Raw genomic sequence first — 16,526 nt, 5'->3', positions numbered from 1 at the left:
TAAACCCCCAGCTCAGGCGGGTTTGTCGCCTTCGACTGTTCAGGGACGTTCGTCAGACTGGTGCGGGTCATTCGCCGGATCGTCGGGAGTAAACGCACATGCAGGGACGGCTTCTGTAGAGATTGTCCACATAGGTTGGGCTCGGTGGTGCTTCTACTGTGGCTTGAGTCACTTCGTAGATAGCAACGCTGACCTTTTCCGAGGAGTACCCCTGCCATGACCTCCACCGATAGCACCACCACTGACGGTGGGGTTGCGCCGAGCGAGATCGAATCTCGCGTGGTGAAGAAGGTAGCGCGCCGGCTGATTCCCTTCCTGATCCTGCTCTATTTCGTGAACTATCTGGATCGTACGAACATCGCCTTCGCGAAGCTCACCATGAGCGCCGACCTCGGGATGACCGAGACGATGTTCGGCCTTGCCTCCGGTCTCTTCTTCGTCGGCTATCTGTTGTTCGAGGTGCCGAGCAACCTGGCCCTGCACCGCTTCGGCGCCCGGCTGTGGATCGCGCGCATCATGCTCACCTGGGGCATCCTCGCCGCTGCGCTGGCATTCGTGCCCAACGTGGGAAGCCTCTATTTCCTCCGCATTCTGCTGGGAATCGCCGAGGCAGGCTTTTTCCCCGGAGTTCTTCTCTACCTGACCTTCTGGTTCCCGAAGAAGTACCGCGTACGCCTGATGGGCTTGTTCCTGCTGACACTTCCGCTCTCGTCGGCGCTCGGTGCCCCGCTCTCGGCTGCCATCATCCAGTACGGCGACGGCCTGTTCGGGTTGGCCGGATGGCGCGTGATGTACCTGATCGAGGGTCTGCCCGCCGTGATCTTGGCGTTTGTCGTCTGGTTCTACCTCACCGACCGTCCCGCCGACGCGAAGTGGTTGACCCTCGAGGAGCGCACCTGGCTGATGAAGTCCATGGCCGACGAGGAGAAAGAACTCGGCGACGCCGGTCACCAGTCCGCCGGCAAGACCCTGCGCGATCCCCGCGTCATCGGTTTCGGTCTGGTCTACTTCGGAATCACCTACGGCCTTTACGCTTTGAGCTTCTTCCTGCCCAGCATCGTCGCGGGATTCAAGCAGACGTTCAACACCGATTTCTCGCTCGTCGAGACAGGCCTGATCGTGGCCGTCCCCTACGCGATCGGCGCTGTCGCGATGGTGCTGTGGAGCCGCCATTCCGACAAGACCGGTGAACGGATGTGGCACGTTGCAGCCCCGACGCTCCTGGGTGCAGTATCCATTCCGATTGCGCTGTACCTGGATTCACCGTTCACCGTCATGATTGCGGTCTCGCTCACCGCCGTCGGCGTGCTCTGTGCGCTCCCCGTCTTCTGGTACCTGCCCACCACGTTCCTGACGGGTGCCAGTGCGGCCGCGGGCATCGCCATGATCAACTCGATCGGCAACGCGTCGGGCTTCGGTGCTCCGTACATCACCGGCTGGCTCACCGATGTGACCGGAAATGCCAAGGCAGGCCTGTGGGTGGTGGGCGCCGTGATGCTCTGTGCCGCAATTCTTGTGGTGGCGCTGGCCAAGCGATCGAGCAAGACCGCTCAGATCTGACCTAGTTTTCCCGCACTGGCACGAAGCCGGATCAGGAGCGCAAGATCGAGCGCCTGGTCCGGCTGACGCCACTGCGTACCGATCAATCGGTCGATCGATTCGAGGCGTTGGTACAGAGTGTTGGCGTGAATCGCGAGCGCGGTGGCGGTCGCAGAATGTTTGCAATTGTGCGACAGGTACGACGCGAGGGTGTCCAGAAGTGGAACGCCGCGTCGTTGCTCCTCCTCGAGGAGAGGACCGAGGGACCGCAGCGTCAGCGCTTCGAGTTCTTCGCGGCCGGTGCGGCTGAGGAGAATTCGGTAGATGCCGAGTGAACTTGCCGGTTCCACGTGCGAGGCCCGACCGAGAGTCTCGAGGACGTCGACGGTGTGCTGTGCCTCGACATAGGCTCGCGCCAGACCTTCCGCTCCCACCGCGGGATCGGCGATTCCCACTGTCGGGTTCTCCGCCGGCTGCACCCACGTCGCCGCAACCTCTGCCGGTGACATTCCCGGAATCAAAGCGATGACCCGTGAACCATGCTCGGCAACAACAGTTCCTGACGGGAATGCAATTTCCTCGATACTGCGACGCGTACGGTCTACGGCGTCGGCCGGGCGGGCCACCACGACGGTGTACGAGCGGTCGGGGTTGAGTCCGGCCAGGCGGAACTGACCGGTGACTTCGGCCGGCGTCGGCGCTGGCCTGGTGATCAGATCGACCAGAAATGCATCGCGTGCCCGACGGGTAGCTTCCCTGGCCGCCCGTTCGCCCACCAGCGCAAGCGCAATGGCCGGGGCTGACCTTTCGAGTGCCAATCTCATGGCGGCGGTGGGTTCCTGGCGCGAGAGCAGGAACAGAATTCCGAGTTGGTCACCGGCACTGCGTACTTCGGTAGCGAACAGGAACTGCTCACCGACGATCAGCGTCACCTCCTGCTCGCGTCGGTCAGCGGCAAAGATGTCGAAGACCCGGTTGACGCTCTCGCTCACCCGTTGCAGTCCCGGTGGGATCTCCGACGTTCCGGTCACGAAAAACACCGGTGAACCCGTCGACGCGGAGGTTTCTTCCACGAGTTCGCGAACACCGCCGCCGCGCAGGACAACTTGTGTGAGCGATCGGTCCCAGGTCAGGGTCTGTTCGAGAAGTGCTGTGCGCTCGGCAAGTTCGGTGTTCGCTGCATTCACTTCTGCAACCGTCGCGCGATAGCGTTCGAGAGAGCGGGCATTCTCGATCGCCACCGAGGCATGAGCTGCGAGAGCGGACAGCAACGCAACTTCCTCGTTGCCGAATCGGCGCTCTTGACGTTTGCACGCGCACAGGGCACCCAGGATCTTGCCGTTCAATGTCAGCGGCACGGCCAACAGGCCGCGCATGTTCTCGGCTCGCGCTGCGTCGTCGGCGGGCCCGATGTGTGCAAACGAGGGATCGTTGCGGTAGTCGGGAGACCAAGCAGGAGAAGAATTCTCGACCACACGACCGATGAGGCCTTCTCGGAACGGAACCGTGAGGCCGAGCAGTTGCGAGGTGTACGCCCCGCTGGTGACTTCGATGATCAGGATGTCGTCGTGGATCAGTGCGAGGTACGAAAGATCTACGCCGAGTAGCCGTTTGGCCTGGTCCACGATCTCCTGCAGAAGGGCGTGGTGATCGTGCATCGTGGTCAGCAGCGACGCGATGTCGTTGAGTGCGCCCAGCTCGGTGGCACGTTGTCGGCGCTGAGCCAGGAGACTACGCAGTTGGAGTGCGGATCGGGCTTCTCGCTCGATTTCGGCAGCGGCCTCGGGGGCTGACCCGGCGGCCAACTGATCGCGGTGTTCGATCAGTTCCTCGGTGGATGCCTCGGCCAGGAGAAGCTGTAGCCAGTTCTCGTGCATCCGCACTCCCTTGTCAGGCCAACTTGTCAGGCCAACGATGAGTATGGAGAGAATGTCCATACGGTTTCCGGTTTCTCGGAGTAAATCTACATGGGGTGGTGTAGCCGCCGTCACTATCGTGGAGGCATGACACTCCTCGAGGCGCTCGGCTCGCAGATCGATGCGGATCGACTGATCACCGACCCCGACATCATGGCGAGCTACATCCACGACGACGCCGAGTGGGCTCCCTACGAGATGCCCGTAGCGGTGGTCCGTCCGCGCACAGCCGAGCAGGTACAGACAGTTGTGCAGGCGTGCATCGCCCACGGTGCGCCCGTCGTCACGCGCGGCGCAGGCACCGGTCTGTCGGGTGGAGCCAACGCAGTCGCCGGCGGCGTCGTGATCGCCTTCGACGCGATGAACGCCATCAAGGAGATCAACACCCTCGAGCGTTTGGCCGTGGTCGAACCCGGAGTGGTCAACGATCACCTCCGCGACGCGTGCGCCGAGCACGGCCTCTGGTATCCGCCCGATCCGGCGAGCGCACCCTGGTCGACGATCGGCGGCAACGTCGCGACCAATGCCGGGGGCCTGTGTTGCGTCAAGTACGGCGTCACCAAGGACTACGTGCTGGGCATGCAGGTGGTTACCGGAACCGGTGAGCTGGTTCGGCTCGGGCGTCGAACTGCCAAGGGAGTGGCTGGGTTTGATCTCTCCGCGCTCATGGTCGGCTCCGAAGGCACTCTCGGGGTGATCACCGAGGTGACCGTCAAGCTACGTCCTCAGCGCGATCCCGAGCGCACCATCGTCGGATACTTCGACTCCATCGTTGCTGCGGGCAAGGCCGTCGAGGCCGTCGCCGCAGACGGGCTCACGCCGTCTGCCCTCGAGCTGATCGATCGACAGTGTCTGCTTGCCGTCGACGCCTGGAAGAACATGGGCCTCTCGGCCGACGCCGAGGTGGTCCTGCTCGGCCGCATCGACACACCGGGTGAGATCGGTGACGCCGAAGCCGAGCGAATGTTGGCCTGTTTCAACCGGTCCGGGGCAACCTGGAGCGCCAGATCCACCGACCAGGAGGAAGCCGACGCCCTGTTCTCCGCCCGGCGTCTGGCGTACCCCGCCCTCGAGCGGCTCGGCCCGGTGCTCACCGAGGACATCTGTGTCCCCAAGGCAGCGGTCCCGGAGATGTTGGCACGGATCGAGGCCATTTCGGCCCGTCACGACACGCACATCGCGAACATCGCGCACGCGGGTGACGGCAACCTGCATCCGCTGCTGATCACGCCACACGACGACGAAGCGGCGCGGAGGCGTGCTCAGGCAGCTTTTTCCGAGATCATCGACAACGCCCTCGAGTTGGGCGGAACCGTCACCGGTGAACACGGCGTCGGCCTACTGAAGATGGGTGGCCTGGCACAGGAACTGTCACCGGCCGTCGTCGCGATGCATCATGCAATCAAGGGCGCACTCGACCCTCACGGAATCATGAACCCGGGCAAGGTGATTTGAAAGGCCGGGTGATCTGAAAGACTGGCTCCGTAACCGAATCGGTTTCCGGAGTTACGCCGTCGAAATGACGAGTTCCTACGCTCGAGTTGAACCGTTTGGCGAACTCGACGTATGGAGTGATGAATGTTCTCTTCCGATTTGACGCTGGCAAGTGTTGTTCCGCGGCGCGTGGACACGGTCGAGGCCGTCCGGGCGGCAATCGCTCTGGACGGCGCCGCGGTCTTCGGTGGGCTGCACACCGAGGAAGATGCCATTGCTTTCGCGTCGAAGTTGCTCGGTGAGAAGTGCATTCGCGTCGGCCGCCAGTTCGAGGCGAGCGCCAAAAGTCAGGATGCCGAAGCCGCTGTCGTCGACACCCAACCGGTGGACGAACGCGGCCGCAAGCGCTCGTTCGGTATCTCCGGCGAGCGGATGACCGCCCACAACGACGGCTTCGCTTTCGGCGATTACGCTCCCGATTACCTGTTTCTGTGGTGCAAGCGCCCGGCGTACCCGAGTGGCGGCGACTCGTTTCTCATCGACGCGGTCAAACTGACGCGATTGCTCGCCTTCGATCCCGCAACAGCGGAGCTGGCCGAATTCTGTTGGAGCACAGACATCGACCATTCGGAACCGAACTTCCCGCAGAGCACATTTGCGCCGATCGCCCGGACGGTGCCGAGTGGACGCAACCAGGTTCGGTACCACCCGTACCTCGCGCCGATCGCCGGCGAATCGGAAGAAGCGCAGTGGCCGCTGGTGAAGCAATGGAGTGAGGCCGTGATTCACGTGCGAGACAGCGGGCCGATGTTCCGTGCCGAAGCCGGCGAGATGATCTGCATCGACAACTACCGGGTGCTTCACGGCCGCGACGGGTACACCGACCCCGGCCGCGAGCTGTACTCGATCTGGGGATGGTCGAGCGACGCCGTCGCGGTGCCGCAGCAGGCACTCGACATCGTGCAGCCGGACCTCGCGGCACTGGCCATGTAACCCGCGCCTACTTCTCGGGCGGAACCAAACCGTGGACGGTAAGCACGTCCAGGACGTCCTCCGGCGTCGTACCGAGATCCCAGCGTCCGAAGATCAACAGCTTCTCCGTGTCGGTGGGCCGGTCGACGATGTCGATCTCGAGCATCGGGACGCGTCGACCCAGACGCGGGTAGCGGACGAGACGGACCCGGTCGATCTGTTCGCGGGTGAACGTGTGCCGGGCGCGCAGTCGCTGCACCGCGATCGACTTTGTTCCCGCCTCTTCGATCACCGCCAGGCGGGGGCGCTGACGCAGGGCGAGGCCGCCCATCACGAACAGCCCGATCACCGCGAGGGCGAGCAGGAAGCGTCCGGCAGGCTCCGTGGGCGCGATTATCGAGGCGATCGCGAGGGCAATTCCGCCGCCGAACATCGCGTAGACAACACCCATCGGAGTGGCCCACGAGACGACCTCGGTGGCGTTGTCACGAGGCTGTGGATGAAATTCATCCTCGAGCATGTGGATAACTTCCTAGGTTGTCCACAGGAGTTATCCACAATGGGGATGAATGACACCCATGTAATTGAGAGACGGTCACGATCCGAGCCGAATCAGATAATCGCTGGTCAGCGCCATCTCATGGTCATCACAAGGCCCACAACCATGAAACCGAAGCCGACGAGGAAGTTATAGTTTCCCAAGTCGTTCATCCACGTGATCGAATCCGCGGCCAAGTAGTACACAATCAACCACGCCAGGCCGAGAAGCATGAATCCGAGCATCACGGAGACGTACAACGTGCTCGACGGACCCATCTTCACCTTCACCGGAGTGCGGTTTGCTGGGTTGACTGTGTAGTCGTTCTTCTTACGGACCTTCGACTTGGGCATGGCGTCCTCGCTCTACGGTGTGACCTGCATGTGTTACCTACACGCTAACGTAGCTGTGTCCAGTTGGTCACCGGCCGACCTGCACAATCCGGGAGGAGCCACGTGTCTTCGGGTGAATCTTCACGAACCGTCTGGCACATCGGTGTACTTGCCGTCTGCCTGGTAGCCGGTTTGATGGTCGCTACGGCGCAGAGATCCGCCGAGGAAAATCAGCTGCAGGTCACCGAAAGCACCAGGCTCTCCGATCTGGTCCGCAGCGCCCAGGCCAATGCCGAAAAAGTTTCGGCCGACCGGGACGAACTTGCCGCTCAGCTCGATTCGCTGCAGGAAGACGCCGCTCGGTCCGACGCCGGCGTGGCCGCCGCTCTCGGTGACATCAAGAACATCTCCGCCGACGCGGGACTGACGGAGATGACCGGCCCCGGCGTCGTGGTCACCATGACGGACGCCCCGCGCAACGCCGACGGCAAGTATCCGGTCGACGCCACCCCGGACGACCTCGTCGTGCATCAGCAGGACGTCCAGAGCGTGCTGAACGCACTGTGGGCCGGCGGCGCCGAAGCGGTGGGCATGCAGGACCAACGGATCATCAGTACGTCGGCACCGCGGTGCATCGGAAACACCCTCCTTCTTCACGGCCGTACCTACAGCCCGCCGTACGTGATGAGCGCGATCGGCGATGTTGCGCGCCTCGAGGCGGCACTCGCTGCCGAACCGGGCATTCGGATCTACAAGCAGTACGCGACCCGCTTCGGCCTCGGGTACACGCAGGCGACACCGTCGCAGATCACGGTCCCCGCCTATACCGGCGGATAGCACGGGCGTTTACCCTGCTCTCATGAGGATTCTCGTCGTCGACAACTACGACAGCTTTGTGTTCAACCTGGTGCAGTACCTCGGCCAGCTCGGAACCGAAGCCGTGGTCTGGCGCAACGACGATCCACAACTGACGGCAGACCTCGAGGGTGCAGTAGCGCAGTTCGACGGCATTCTGCTGAGCCCTGGCCCCGGAACTCCGCAGCGCGCGGGAGCGACGATGGATCTGGTGAAGGTCTGCGCAGACACCAAGACCCCGCTGCTCGGCGTCTGCCTCGGACACCAGGCGATCGGTGCGGCTTTCGGCGGAACCGTCGACCGCGCGCCCGAACTGCTTCACGGCAAGACGAGTCTGGTTCACCACAAGGACGTCGGCGTCCTGGCCGGGCTGCCCGATCCGTTCACCGCTACCCGCTACCACTCGCTGACGGTTCTCGAGGACACCATTCCCGAGGAACTCGAGGTGACCGCACACACCGAGAGCGGCGTCGTGATGGCGATGCGTCACCGCGAACTGCCGATTCACGGCGTCCAGTTCCACCCGGAGTCCGTACTCACTCAGGGTGGGCACCGGATGCTTGCGAACTGGCTCGCAGTCTGCGGTGAGGCGCCCCCGGAAGGGCTCGTCGCAGCCCTCGAGGCCGAGGTCGCGTCGGCGCTCGGTGGCGCATTGCCCGCAATTCTCTGACACCTGTCCACAAAAAAGTGCCTCCCGGAAATCTCCGGGAGGCACTTTTTCACTTTGCTAGCGGCCGGGGATTCCGAGCGCTCCGACGCTGACGGTGATGACTGCGTCCTTGGAGATCTCCGAGCCCGGAGGCTGCGTCTGCGAGACGATCTTGCCCACCATTTCCGGGGTGAGCGTCGTGCTCTGGTTCTGCACCAGCTGCGAAGCAGTTCCCGCCCAGCCGGCTGCGCGAAGCGTGGTCAACGCCTCGGACACCGTCTTGTTGGTCAGATCAGGCATCGCGACCTGGTTGCCGTTGGACACTCGCAGCGTCACGGTCGAACCCTTGGTGGCCGACGTGCCGCCGGTCGGATCGGTCGAAACGACCTGTCCCTTCGGCAGTCCCGAATCGATCTCCGTGATCTGGACGACGAACCCGGCACCTTCGATGTTGGGCCTCGCCACCTCTTCACGCTGACCGGTCACATCCGGGACACGAACCTGCTCCGGACCGGTGCCGACGGTGATCGAGACCGCGGAATCGAGAACAACCGACACGCCGACGGCAGGATCCTGATTGACGATCTTGTCGACCTCGGCAATGGTCGACGCGGCCTTGCCGATTGTCGGATCAAGTCGGAGTCCAACGGAGTTGAGCTTCTTCTCGGCGTCGTCCTGGCTCAGCCCGGTCAGGCGCGGGATCGCGACCTGCTCGGGGCCGGTGGACACGTCGATGGTGACGGTGCTGCCCTTCTCGATGCGCACCCCGGCAACCGGACGCGTCGTGATGACGTTTCCGGCGGCGATCACCTTGTCCGTCTTCTGCTGACGCTCCACCTGGAATCCGGCGTTGGTCAGCGTCGCCTCGGCGACGTCGGCGGGCTGGTTGGTCAGGTCACCCGGAACGGTCACCATCTCGACCTTCGGCGAGTTCACCCGGATCAGGAAGAACGTCACCAGACCGATCACCAGAAGCGCCGCGATGCCCATCAGGGCGTAGCGTCCGCCCTTCTTCTTGGCAGGCGGCTCGGCGGCGCGAGTTGTCCTCGCAGGAACCGGCTCGACCGGATCGGGAGCAGTGCGGTAGTTCCCGGTGTCGGAGCCGACGGCGCCGAGGATGGTGGTGCGGTCCTCGTCGTTCATCACCATCGGCGCACTCGGACGCTGACCGCCCAGAACGCGTACCAAGTCGCTGCGCATGTCGCCGGCGCTCTGGTAGCGGTTGGCCGGGTTCTTGCTCATCGCCTTGAGAATGATCGAATCCAGCTCGCGCGGAATGTCGGGATTGATCTCCGACGGCGTCTGCGGATCCTCACGAACATGCTGGTACGCCACGGCGACCGGTGAATCACCCTTGAACGGCGGCTCGCCCGTCAGAATCTCGAACAGCACACAACCGAGCGAGTAGACGTCCGAACGTGCGTCCACCTGCTCACCTCGCGCCTGCTCCGGCGAGAGGTACTGAGCGGTGCCGATCACGGCGGCCGTCTGCGTCATCGGGCTCGACGCGTCGGAAATGGCACGGGCGATACCGAAGTCCATCACCTTCACGGCGCCGGCACGGTTGATCATGATGTTGGCGGGCTTGACGTCGCGGTGCACGATGCCGTTGCGGTGGCTGAAGTCCAAAGCGGCACAGACGTCCGCGATCACTTCCATCGCCTTGCGCGGAGTCATCGGCCCGGTGCTGCGCACGATGTCACGCAACGTGTCGCCGTCGACGTACTCCATGACGATGTACGGCAGCGGTCCGGCGTCGGTCTCGGCTTCACCGGTGTCGTAGACGGCCACGATCGCCGGATGGTTCAGCGCGGCAGCGTTCTGCGCCTCACGACGGAACCGCAAGTAAAACGTGGGATCGCGCGCGAGGTCTGCACGCAGCACCTTGATCGCGACGTCGCGGCTGAGTCGGAGGTCGCGCGCCAGGTGAACCTCGGACATTCCGCCGAAGCCGAGAATCTCACCCAGCTCGTAGCGGGAGGAGAGATTGCGGGGTGTCGTCATTGGTCTTGTCCTAGCGGTTCTTCAGCGTCTCCGGGATCCGCCAACGGCTCAGTGGTCGTTGTGGTCGTCGTTGTCGTCGTGGTGGTGGTTGTGGTCGTCGGAGTTGTTGTTGTCGTGGTCGGAGTTGTCGTGGTGGTTGTCGGCTCGGTCGTGGTTGTCGTCGGCCGAGTCGTCGTTGTTGTCGGCTCGGTGGTCGTCGTCGTCGGCCGAGTCGTCGTGGTGGTGGGCTTGGTCGTCGTGGTGGTCGGCAACGTCGTGGACGTGACGACGGGCGGCGTCGGGTCGCTCGGACCGTCGGTCGCGATCCAGACTCCGCCGATGATCAACGCCAACAAGATCAATCCGCCGCCGGCCCATGCCACGGCCTTCTGCCCACTGGTCATTCCGCCGGCTGCCGCGTCGTCCGCAACAGCTGCGCCCGTCACCGGGCCCGCGTACGTCGGCGGCATGACCTGCGTGGCACCCGTAGCCGGCAACGCGCTCGCGGCACCGGTGGCGAGCAGACCGGGCGGCGGTGGACGCCTCCCTGCCCGAACGGCTGCAACGGCGTCGGCGAACTCACCGCCACTGGCGTAGCGGCCGGCCGGATCCTTGGTCAACGTGATGTCGATGAGCTCGCGGATGTTCGCCGGCAGGTCGGCCGGCATCGGCGCCGGGGTTTCCTGCACGTGCTTCATCGCGACGGTCAGCGCGCCGTCACCGGTGAACGGGCGTCGACCCGAAAGTGCTTCGTATCCGACGATTCCCAGCGAGTACACGTCGCTCGCCGCGGTCGCGTCCTGACCGAGAGCCTGCTCGGGCGCGATGTACTGGGCGGTGCCCATCACCATTCCCGTACGCGTGACAGGAGAATTCTCGACGGCCTTGGCGATGCCGAAGTCCGTGATCTTCACCTGGCCCGTCGGCGTGATGAGGATGTTGCCCGGCTTCACGTCGCGGTGCACGACACCGGCGTCGTGTGCGACCTGCAGGGCGCGGCCGGTCTGCTCGAGCATGTCGAGGGCATGCGGAACCGCCAGGCGGCCGACGCGTGCCAGGACGGCGTTGAGCGGCTCACCGTTGACGAGTTCCATCACCAGGTACGCCGTGGAATCGCCCGAGCTGTCGCGGGTCTCCCCGTAGTCGTAGATTCCGGCGATACCGGGATGGTTGAGCTGCGCGGTGGTGCGGGCCTCGAAGCGGAAGCGCTCCAAGAACTCCGGATCGGAAGAGAACTCGGACTTGAGTACCTTGACGGCGACGCGACGGTTGAGCCGGGAGTCGGTGGCTTCCCACACCTGACCCATCCCACCGGTGGCGATGAGACGGATCAATCGGTAACGATCGGCGATCAAAGCGCCGTTGTTCAACGCCACGGTTCAGCCCCCTTGGATTCCGGCTGCGATGACTGCACGACCGATCGGCGCAGCAACCGAGCCACCGGTAGCGGCAAGTCCGCGGTCACCACCGTTCTCGACGATGACGGCCACGGCGACCGTCGGATTCTGCGCCGGTGCAAAAGCGATGTACCAGGCGTGCGGCGGAGTTTCCCGCGGGTTCACGCCGTGCTCGGCGGTACCGGTCTTGGACGCGATCTGAACCCCGGGGATCTTGCCGTCGCCGCCTGTGAAGTTCTCCGAGCCGATCATCAGATCAGTCAGCGTTGCCGCCACTGCCGGCGAGATCGCCTGACCCATCGACACCGGTGACGGCGTACTGAGATCGGTCAGATCCGGTGCCTGCAACTGGGAGATCAGGTTGGGCTGCATCCGCACACCACCGTTGGCGACGGTCGCGGCGATCACTGCGTTCTCGAGCGGGGTCACCGCGACGTCGCGCTGGCCGATGCTGGTCTGGCCGAGAGCCGCGTCGTCGGAGATGTCGCCGACGGTGCTGTCCGCAACCGGCAGCGGGATCGCGGGAGTGTTGGGCCCGATGCCGAAAGCGCTGGCCTCGTCCTTGATGGCGTCCGCGCCGTCCTTGATGCCCAGTTCGACGAAAGCCGTGTTGCACGAGCGCGCAAACGCGTCGCGCAACGACGCCGTCGGGTTGGGGCCGCAGGTGCTGCCGTTGTAGTTCTCGAGGGTCGTGCTGGTGCCGGGCAGCGTGATCTGCGGAGCCGCGGTCAGCTGGTCGTCCGGCGTCGCACCGTTGCCAAGAGCTGCGGCCGTGGTGAGCACCTTGAACGTCGAGCCGGGTGGGTAGGTCTGCGAGATCGCGCGGTTGACCAGCGGATCGTTGGGATCGGCATTGAGCTCGTCCCACGCCTTGGTGGTCTCGGCACCGTCGTGGCTGGCAAGCAGGTTCGGGTCGTAGCTCGGAGTGCTGACCATCGTCAGGATGCGTCCGGTGCTCGGCTCGATGGCGACGACGGAACCGGTGTAACCCTTGCTGGTCAGCTGGTCGTACGCCACCTGCTGCATGGCCGGATTGAGCGTCGTGACGACGTTGCCGCCGCGCGGATCGCGTCCGGACACCAGGTCGAAGAAGCGCTGACTGAACAGCCGGTTGTCCGAGCCGTTGAGAATCGGATCCTCGGTGCGCTCGAGGCCGGCGCTGCCGTACTGCATCGAGTAGAAGCCCGTGACCGGTGCGTACGGGTACGGATTCGGATACTCGCGCAGGTACTTGTACCGGTCGTCGGTGGCGCGGGAGGCGGCAAGCACCTGACCGGAAGCCGAGATCTGACCTCGCTGGCGTGAGTACTCGTCGAGCAGCACCCGCGAGTTGCGCGGGTCGGCTCGCAGGTCGTCAGCTTTGATGACCTGTACGTACGTGGCGTTGGCGAGGAGCGCGACGACCATCACCATGACGGCCATCGCGACGCGGCGCAGTGGAGTGTTCATACGCGCGGCATCATCTCGGTATTGGCGTCAGCGATTGGGGGCGGACCTTTCTTCTTCGTCACTACCGGCGCACGAGCCGCGTCCGAGATCCGGACGAGGATGGCCAGCAGTAGATAATTCGCGAGCAGCGACGAGCCGCCGTACGACATGAACGGTGTTGTCAGACCAGTCAGCGGGATCAGCTTGGTGACGCCGCCGACGACGACAAAGATCTGGATCGCGATGGTGAACGACAGACCGGCGGCGAGCAGTTTGCCGAAGCTGTCGCGCACCGCCAACGCCGTACGCAGGCCGCGCACGATGAGAAGCAGGAACAGCATCAGCACAGCGGCCAGGCCGATCAGGCCGAGCTCTTCGCCGATGGTCGCGATGATGAAGTCCGTCTTCGCGAACGGCACCTGGTTGGGGCGGCCGCTGCCCAGACCCGTTCCGGCGATACCACCGGTGGCCAGGCCGAACAGCGATTGCGAGATCTGATAGCCAGTGTTGGCGTAGTCGCCGAGCGGATCGAGCCAGGTGTCGACGCGCACGCGCACGTGACCGAACATCTTGTAGGCGAAGAAGAATCCGATGGCGAGCAGTCCGCCGCCGATCACCAGCCAGCCCACACGTTCGGTCGCGATGTAGAGCATCACCAGCACGGTGCTGAAGAGCAGCAGCGACGTACCGAGGTCGGTTTCGAAGACGAGCACGCCCACCGAGACGATCCAGGCGAGCAGAATCGGGCCGAGGTCGCGGGCACGCGGAAAGTCCATGCCCAGGAAGTGTTTACCGGCCGAGGTGAACAGGTCGCGCTTCGCGACGAGCACGGACGCGAAGAAGATGATGAGCAGGATCTTCGCGAACTCACCTGGCTGAATGCTGAATCCGGGCAGGCGAATCCAGATTTTTGCGCCGTTCACGCTCGAGAACTTCGCCGGCAGGATCGCAGGAATCGCCAGGAACACCAGGCCCGCGAGGCCGAGCGTGTAGCTGAACCGCGCCATCAGGCGGTAGTCCTTCAAGAACACGAGCAGCAACACGAAACCGGTGATCGCCAGTGCAGTCCACATGACCTGCTGGTTCGCATCCGGTGACGGTGCCTCGACGCCGTTGTAGAGCGCAGTCTGCTCGTCGGCGAGGTCGAGTCGGTGGATGAGCACCAACCCGAGGCCGTTGAGCAGGGCGACGATCGGCAGCAGCAGCGGATCGGCGTACGGCGCATACCGCCGAATTGCCAAGTGCGCGATCAGGAACAAGCCCGTGTACGCAAGCGCGTACTTGGCCAGATCGAGAGTGATCTTCTGTTCCTGGCTCGCCTCGACGAGCAGAAGCGAGACCGTCGTGATGATGACTGCAAAGCCCAGGAGCAGTAGCTCCATGTTTCGACGGGTCGACTGGACCGGCGCCGGGGCAAAACCTCCGGGCGGACTCGGAAAAGCCGTCCCCGCAGCTGCGTTGGACGACATCAGTTGACCGTCCTGCAAGTCTGACCGGGAATGTCGGTCGGCGTAGGCGTAGTCGTGGGTGCCGCCGTCGTCGGCGCAGCAGGCTCCCCGGGCGGTGCGGGGGGCGGCGTGGTCTCCGGTGCCGGCGGGGGAGTGGGCGTGGCCGTCGTTGTCGGAACCGGCTCACAACGAGGCAGCAGATCGCCGCCGATGAGACGGATCATCTGGCTCTGCGCATCCTCACGCTTGCCGGACGGCAGCCCGGCGCGCACCTGCTCCTGCGCCGACGGCTGCAGATCCGTCACTTCGAGGATGTCGCAGTTGCTGGGAATCGCGTCGGGGGAGACGAGGGTGAGGACGTCGTCGTCGCCGACGCAACCCACCAGATCCGCGTCTTGCAGCGAGTAACCGAGCACCGAACCGGGGATTCCGCGCAGCACAGTCACGCGGCCGTTGTCTTCGCCGACGTAGTAGTTGTTGCGGATGACGGCGCGGCCGATCACGGCGCCGACGCCGACCAGCGCGATCAGCACCACGGCGAGGACCACCCACCACAACCGGTTCCGCTTCTTCTTCGGTTCCGGTTCGGGTTGGGAGACAACTCGCTTGGGCGTCGCGCGCGGCGGACGCATGGCAGCGGCGCGGCCGGCTGCGGTGTTGGGGGGAGGGGCGTCCTCTTCCTCTTCCGTCGACGCGGCGCCCGCGACGATGGGATGAGACTGGCCGTAATCGAGGTCGATGACATCGGCGACGACGACGGTGACGTTGTCGGGACCGCCGCTGCGCAGCGCCAATTCGATCAGACGGTCGGCGCACTGCTCCTGCGAGCCTTCGCGCATCGTGTTCTCGATGGTCTCGTCGCTGACCACATCGGAGAGGCCGTCGGAGCAGAGCAGGTAGCGATCGCCGGCGCGGGCTTCGCGCACGGTGAGCGTCGGCTCGATCTCGTTGCCGGTCAACGCCCGCATGATCAGGGATCGCTGCGGGTGAGTGTGTGCTTGCTCGGCGGTGATCCTGCCTTCGTCGACCAGCGACTGAACGAACGTGTCGTCGCGGGTGATCTGTGTCAGGTGGTCGTCACGCAGCAGGTAGGCGCGCGAGTCGCCGATGTGCACGAGGCCGAGCTTGCTGCCGGAGAAGAGGATCGCGGTGAGCGTGGTGCCCATGCCGTCGAGTTCGGGTTCTTCCTCGACGTGATCGGCGATGGAATCGTTGCCCTCGCGGGTGGCTGCCTCGAGCTTGCCGAGCAGATCTTCGCCGGGCTCGTCGTCGTCGAGATGCGCCAGAGCGGCAATCATCAGTTGCGACGCGACCTCACCGGCCGCGTGTCCGCCCATACCGTCGGCCAAGGCCAGCAGACGGGCACCGGCGTACACGGAATCTTCGTTGTTGGAGCGCACGAGACCGCGGTCGCTGCGCGCCGCGTAGCGGAGAACAAGGGTCACGGGCGTAGCTCGATTACCGTCTTGCCGACGCGAACCGGAGTGCCCAGCGGCACGCGCACCGCAGTGGTGACCTTGGCGCGGTCCAGATAGGTGCCGTTGGTCGAACCGAGATCCTCGACGTACCAATCAGCGCCGCGCTGCGAGAGCCTCGCATGGCGCGTCGACGCGTAATCGTCGGTGAGAACGAGCGTCGAATCGTCGGCGCGGCCGATCATGACTGGTTGAGAACCCAGGGTGATGCGGGTGCCGGCGAGGGCGCCCTGCGTGACCACCAGGTACCGAGGCACCTTCGCCTTGCCCAGCGAGGGCAGGACCTTTCCGGCACGGGTGTACCGCGGCGGAACCCTGACCCCGGAGCCGGCATAGATGTCGGAGCGGAGAGTGCGGAGGACTGCCCAGACGAACAGCCACAGTAGGAGCAGGAAGCCCGCCCGTGTGAGTTGCAGAATCAGGCCCTGCACGGCTGTCCACCTCCTTCTATGGCTCGAGCCCCGCCGCAGCGGGGTTCGAGCATTGTCGACTGGCAGCATCATAGGGGGCTCTGGGCCCCGAAGATCACGATACTGACAGCCGCGTGACGGCGGCGCGCC

14 protein-coding genes are annotated in these 16,526 nt (G+C 64.5%); 5 read left to right on the top strand and 9 right to left on the bottom strand.

Annotation, left to right across the window (positions count from 1 at the left end):
- Window positions 1-216: 216 nt before the first annotated feature.
- Window positions 217-1,560, top strand: a complete 1,344-nt coding sequence (locus tag FEZ59_RS16675) for an MFS transporter (protein WP_021332618.1) — start codon at window positions 217-219, stop codon at window positions 1,558-1,560.
- Here FEZ59_RS16675 and FEZ59_RS16670 read toward each other — a convergent pair.
- Entirely contained in the window at window positions 1,551-3,416 is a 1,866-nt protein-coding gene (locus FEZ59_RS16670) for a GAF domain-containing protein (RefSeq protein WP_172932911.1), read from the bottom strand. The genes FEZ59_RS16675 and FEZ59_RS16670 overlap by 10 nt on opposite strands.
- A gap of 126 nt (window positions 3,417-3,542) precedes the next feature.
- Between FEZ59_RS16670 and FEZ59_RS16665 the strand changes: the two genes are divergently transcribed.
- Both FEZ59_RS16665 and FEZ59_RS16660 read left to right on the top strand, forming a co-directional pair.
- Entirely contained in the window at window positions 3,543-4,910 is a 1,368-nt protein-coding gene (locus FEZ59_RS16665) for an FAD-linked oxidase C-terminal domain-containing protein (protein ID WP_041814395.1), read from the top strand.
- A gap of 123 nt (window positions 4,911-5,033) precedes the next feature.
- On the top strand, window positions 5,034-5,882 hold the full coding sequence (locus FEZ59_RS16660) for a TauD/TfdA family dioxygenase (RefSeq protein ID WP_021332620.1): 849 nt from the start codon (window positions 5,034-5,036) through the stop codon (window positions 5,880-5,882).
- 7 nt (window positions 5,883-5,889) lie between these two features.
- On the opposite strand, the gene FEZ59_RS16655 is transcribed toward FEZ59_RS16660, so the two are convergent.
- Both FEZ59_RS16655 and crgA read right to left on the bottom strand, forming a co-directional pair.
- Entirely contained in the window at window positions 5,890-6,381 is a 492-nt protein-coding gene (locus FEZ59_RS16655) for a PH domain-containing protein (protein ID WP_047890118.1), read from the bottom strand.
- A 107-nt stretch (window positions 6,382-6,488) separates the two neighbouring features.
- On the bottom strand, window positions 6,489-6,752 hold the full coding sequence (gene crgA, locus FEZ59_RS16650) for a cell division protein CrgA (protein ID WP_019746229.1): 264 nt from the start codon (window positions 6,750-6,752) through the stop codon (window positions 6,489-6,491).
- A gap of 174 nt (window positions 6,753-6,926) precedes the next feature.
- On the opposite strand from crgA, the gene FEZ59_RS16645 reads away from it, so the two are divergent.
- Both FEZ59_RS16645 and FEZ59_RS16640 read left to right on the top strand, forming a co-directional pair.
- Window positions 6,927-7,568 (top strand): DUF881 domain-containing protein, encoded by a 642-nt coding sequence (locus FEZ59_RS16645; RefSeq protein ID WP_230091228.1) that lies wholly within the window; start codon window positions 6,927-6,929, stop codon window positions 7,566-7,568.
- Between the two features lie 22 nt (window positions 7,569-7,590).
- Window positions 7,591-8,256 (top strand): aminodeoxychorismate/anthranilate synthase component II, encoded by a 666-nt coding sequence (locus FEZ59_RS16640; protein WP_003942537.1) that lies wholly within the window; start codon window positions 7,591-7,593, stop codon window positions 8,254-8,256.
- A 57-nt stretch (window positions 8,257-8,313) separates the two neighbouring features.
- On the opposite strand, the gene pknB is transcribed toward FEZ59_RS16640, so the two are convergent.
- Genes pknB through FEZ59_RS16610 form a run of 6 tightly spaced genes read right to left on the bottom strand, consistent with a single transcriptional unit; the run spans window position 8,314 to window position 16,397 of the window.
- Window positions 8,314-10,239 carry a Stk1 family PASTA domain-containing Ser/Thr kinase gene (gene pknB, locus FEZ59_RS16635; RefSeq protein WP_019746231.1) on the bottom strand — a complete coding sequence of 642 codons (1,926 nt, stop codon included), beginning with the start codon at window positions 10,237-10,239 and terminating at the stop codon, window positions 8,314-8,316.
- Window positions 10,236-11,594 (bottom strand): protein kinase, encoded by a 1,359-nt coding sequence (locus FEZ59_RS16630; protein ID WP_020905625.1) that lies wholly within the window; start codon window positions 11,592-11,594, stop codon window positions 10,236-10,238. Before FEZ59_RS16630 ends, pknB begins: the two co-directional genes overlap by 4 nt.
- Before the next feature lie 3 nt (window positions 11,595-11,597).
- Entirely contained in the window at window positions 11,598-13,064 is a 1,467-nt protein-coding gene (locus tag FEZ59_RS16625; RefSeq protein WP_007735774.1) for a penicillin-binding protein 2, read from the bottom strand.
- Window positions 13,061-14,512: an FtsW/RodA/SpoVE family cell cycle protein gene (locus FEZ59_RS16620; protein ID WP_007735775.1), complete on the bottom strand. Its 1,452-nt coding sequence runs from the start codon at window positions 14,510-14,512 to the stop codon at window positions 13,061-13,063. Before FEZ59_RS16620 ends, FEZ59_RS16625 begins: the two co-directional genes overlap by 4 nt.
- The gene (locus tag FEZ59_RS16615) at window positions 14,512-15,936 is read right to left on the bottom strand and encodes a protein phosphatase 2C domain-containing protein (RefSeq protein ID WP_172932910.1); all 1,425 of its coding nucleotides are present in this window, start codon (window positions 15,934-15,936) and stop codon (window positions 14,512-14,514) included. Before FEZ59_RS16615 ends, FEZ59_RS16620 begins: the two co-directional genes overlap by 1 nt.
- Entirely contained in the window at window positions 15,933-16,397 is a 465-nt protein-coding gene (locus FEZ59_RS16610) for an FHA domain-containing protein (protein WP_003943418.1), read from the bottom strand. Before FEZ59_RS16610 ends, FEZ59_RS16615 begins: the two co-directional genes overlap by 4 nt.
- Between the last annotated feature and the right edge of the window lie 129 nt (window positions 16,398-16,526).

The sequence above is a fragment of the Rhodococcus sp. MS13 genome (genome assembly GCF_013277835.1).
GTDB lineage: Bacteria > Actinomycetota > Actinomycetes > Mycobacteriales > Mycobacteriaceae > Rhodococcus_F > Rhodococcus_F erythropolis.
This window is presented reverse-complemented; position numbering and strand designations above follow the sequence as displayed.

Coding starts and splice junctions, on each gene's coding strand:
- FEZ59_RS16675 (WP_021332618.1), top strand. CDS start 217: ATGACCTCCACCGATAGCACCACCACTGACGGTGGGGTTGCGCCGAGC.
- FEZ59_RS16670 (WP_172932911.1), bottom strand. CDS start 3,416: ATGCACGAGAACTGGCTACAGCTTCTCCTGGCCGAGGCATCCACCGAG.
- FEZ59_RS16665 (WP_041814395.1), top strand. CDS start 3,543: ATGACACTCCTCGAGGCGCTCGGCTCGCAGATCGATGCGGATCGACTG.
- FEZ59_RS16660 (WP_021332620.1), top strand. CDS start 5,034: ATGTTCTCTTCCGATTTGACGCTGGCAAGTGTTGTTCCGCGGCGCGTG.
- FEZ59_RS16655 (WP_047890118.1), bottom strand. CDS start 6,381: ATGCTCGAGGATGAATTTCATCCACAGCCTCGTGACAACGCCACCGAG.
- crgA (WP_019746229.1), bottom strand. CDS start 6,752: ATGCCCAAGTCGAAGGTCCGTAAGAAGAACGACTACACAGTCAACCCA.
- FEZ59_RS16645 (WP_230091228.1), top strand. CDS start 6,927: ATGGTCGCTACGGCGCAGAGATCCGCCGAGGAAAATCAGCTGCAGGTC.
- FEZ59_RS16640 (WP_003942537.1), top strand. CDS start 7,591: ATGAGGATTCTCGTCGTCGACAACTACGACAGCTTTGTGTTCAACCTG.
- pknB (WP_019746231.1), bottom strand. CDS start 10,239: ATGACGACACCCCGCAATCTCTCCTCCCGCTACGAGCTGGGTGAGATT.
- FEZ59_RS16625 (WP_007735774.1), bottom strand. CDS start 13,064: ATGAACACTCCACTGCGCCGCGTCGCGATGGCCGTCATGGTGATGGTC.
- FEZ59_RS16620 (WP_007735775.1), bottom strand. CDS start 14,512: ATGTCGTCCAACGCAGCTGCGGGGACGGCTTTTCCGAGTCCGCCCGGA.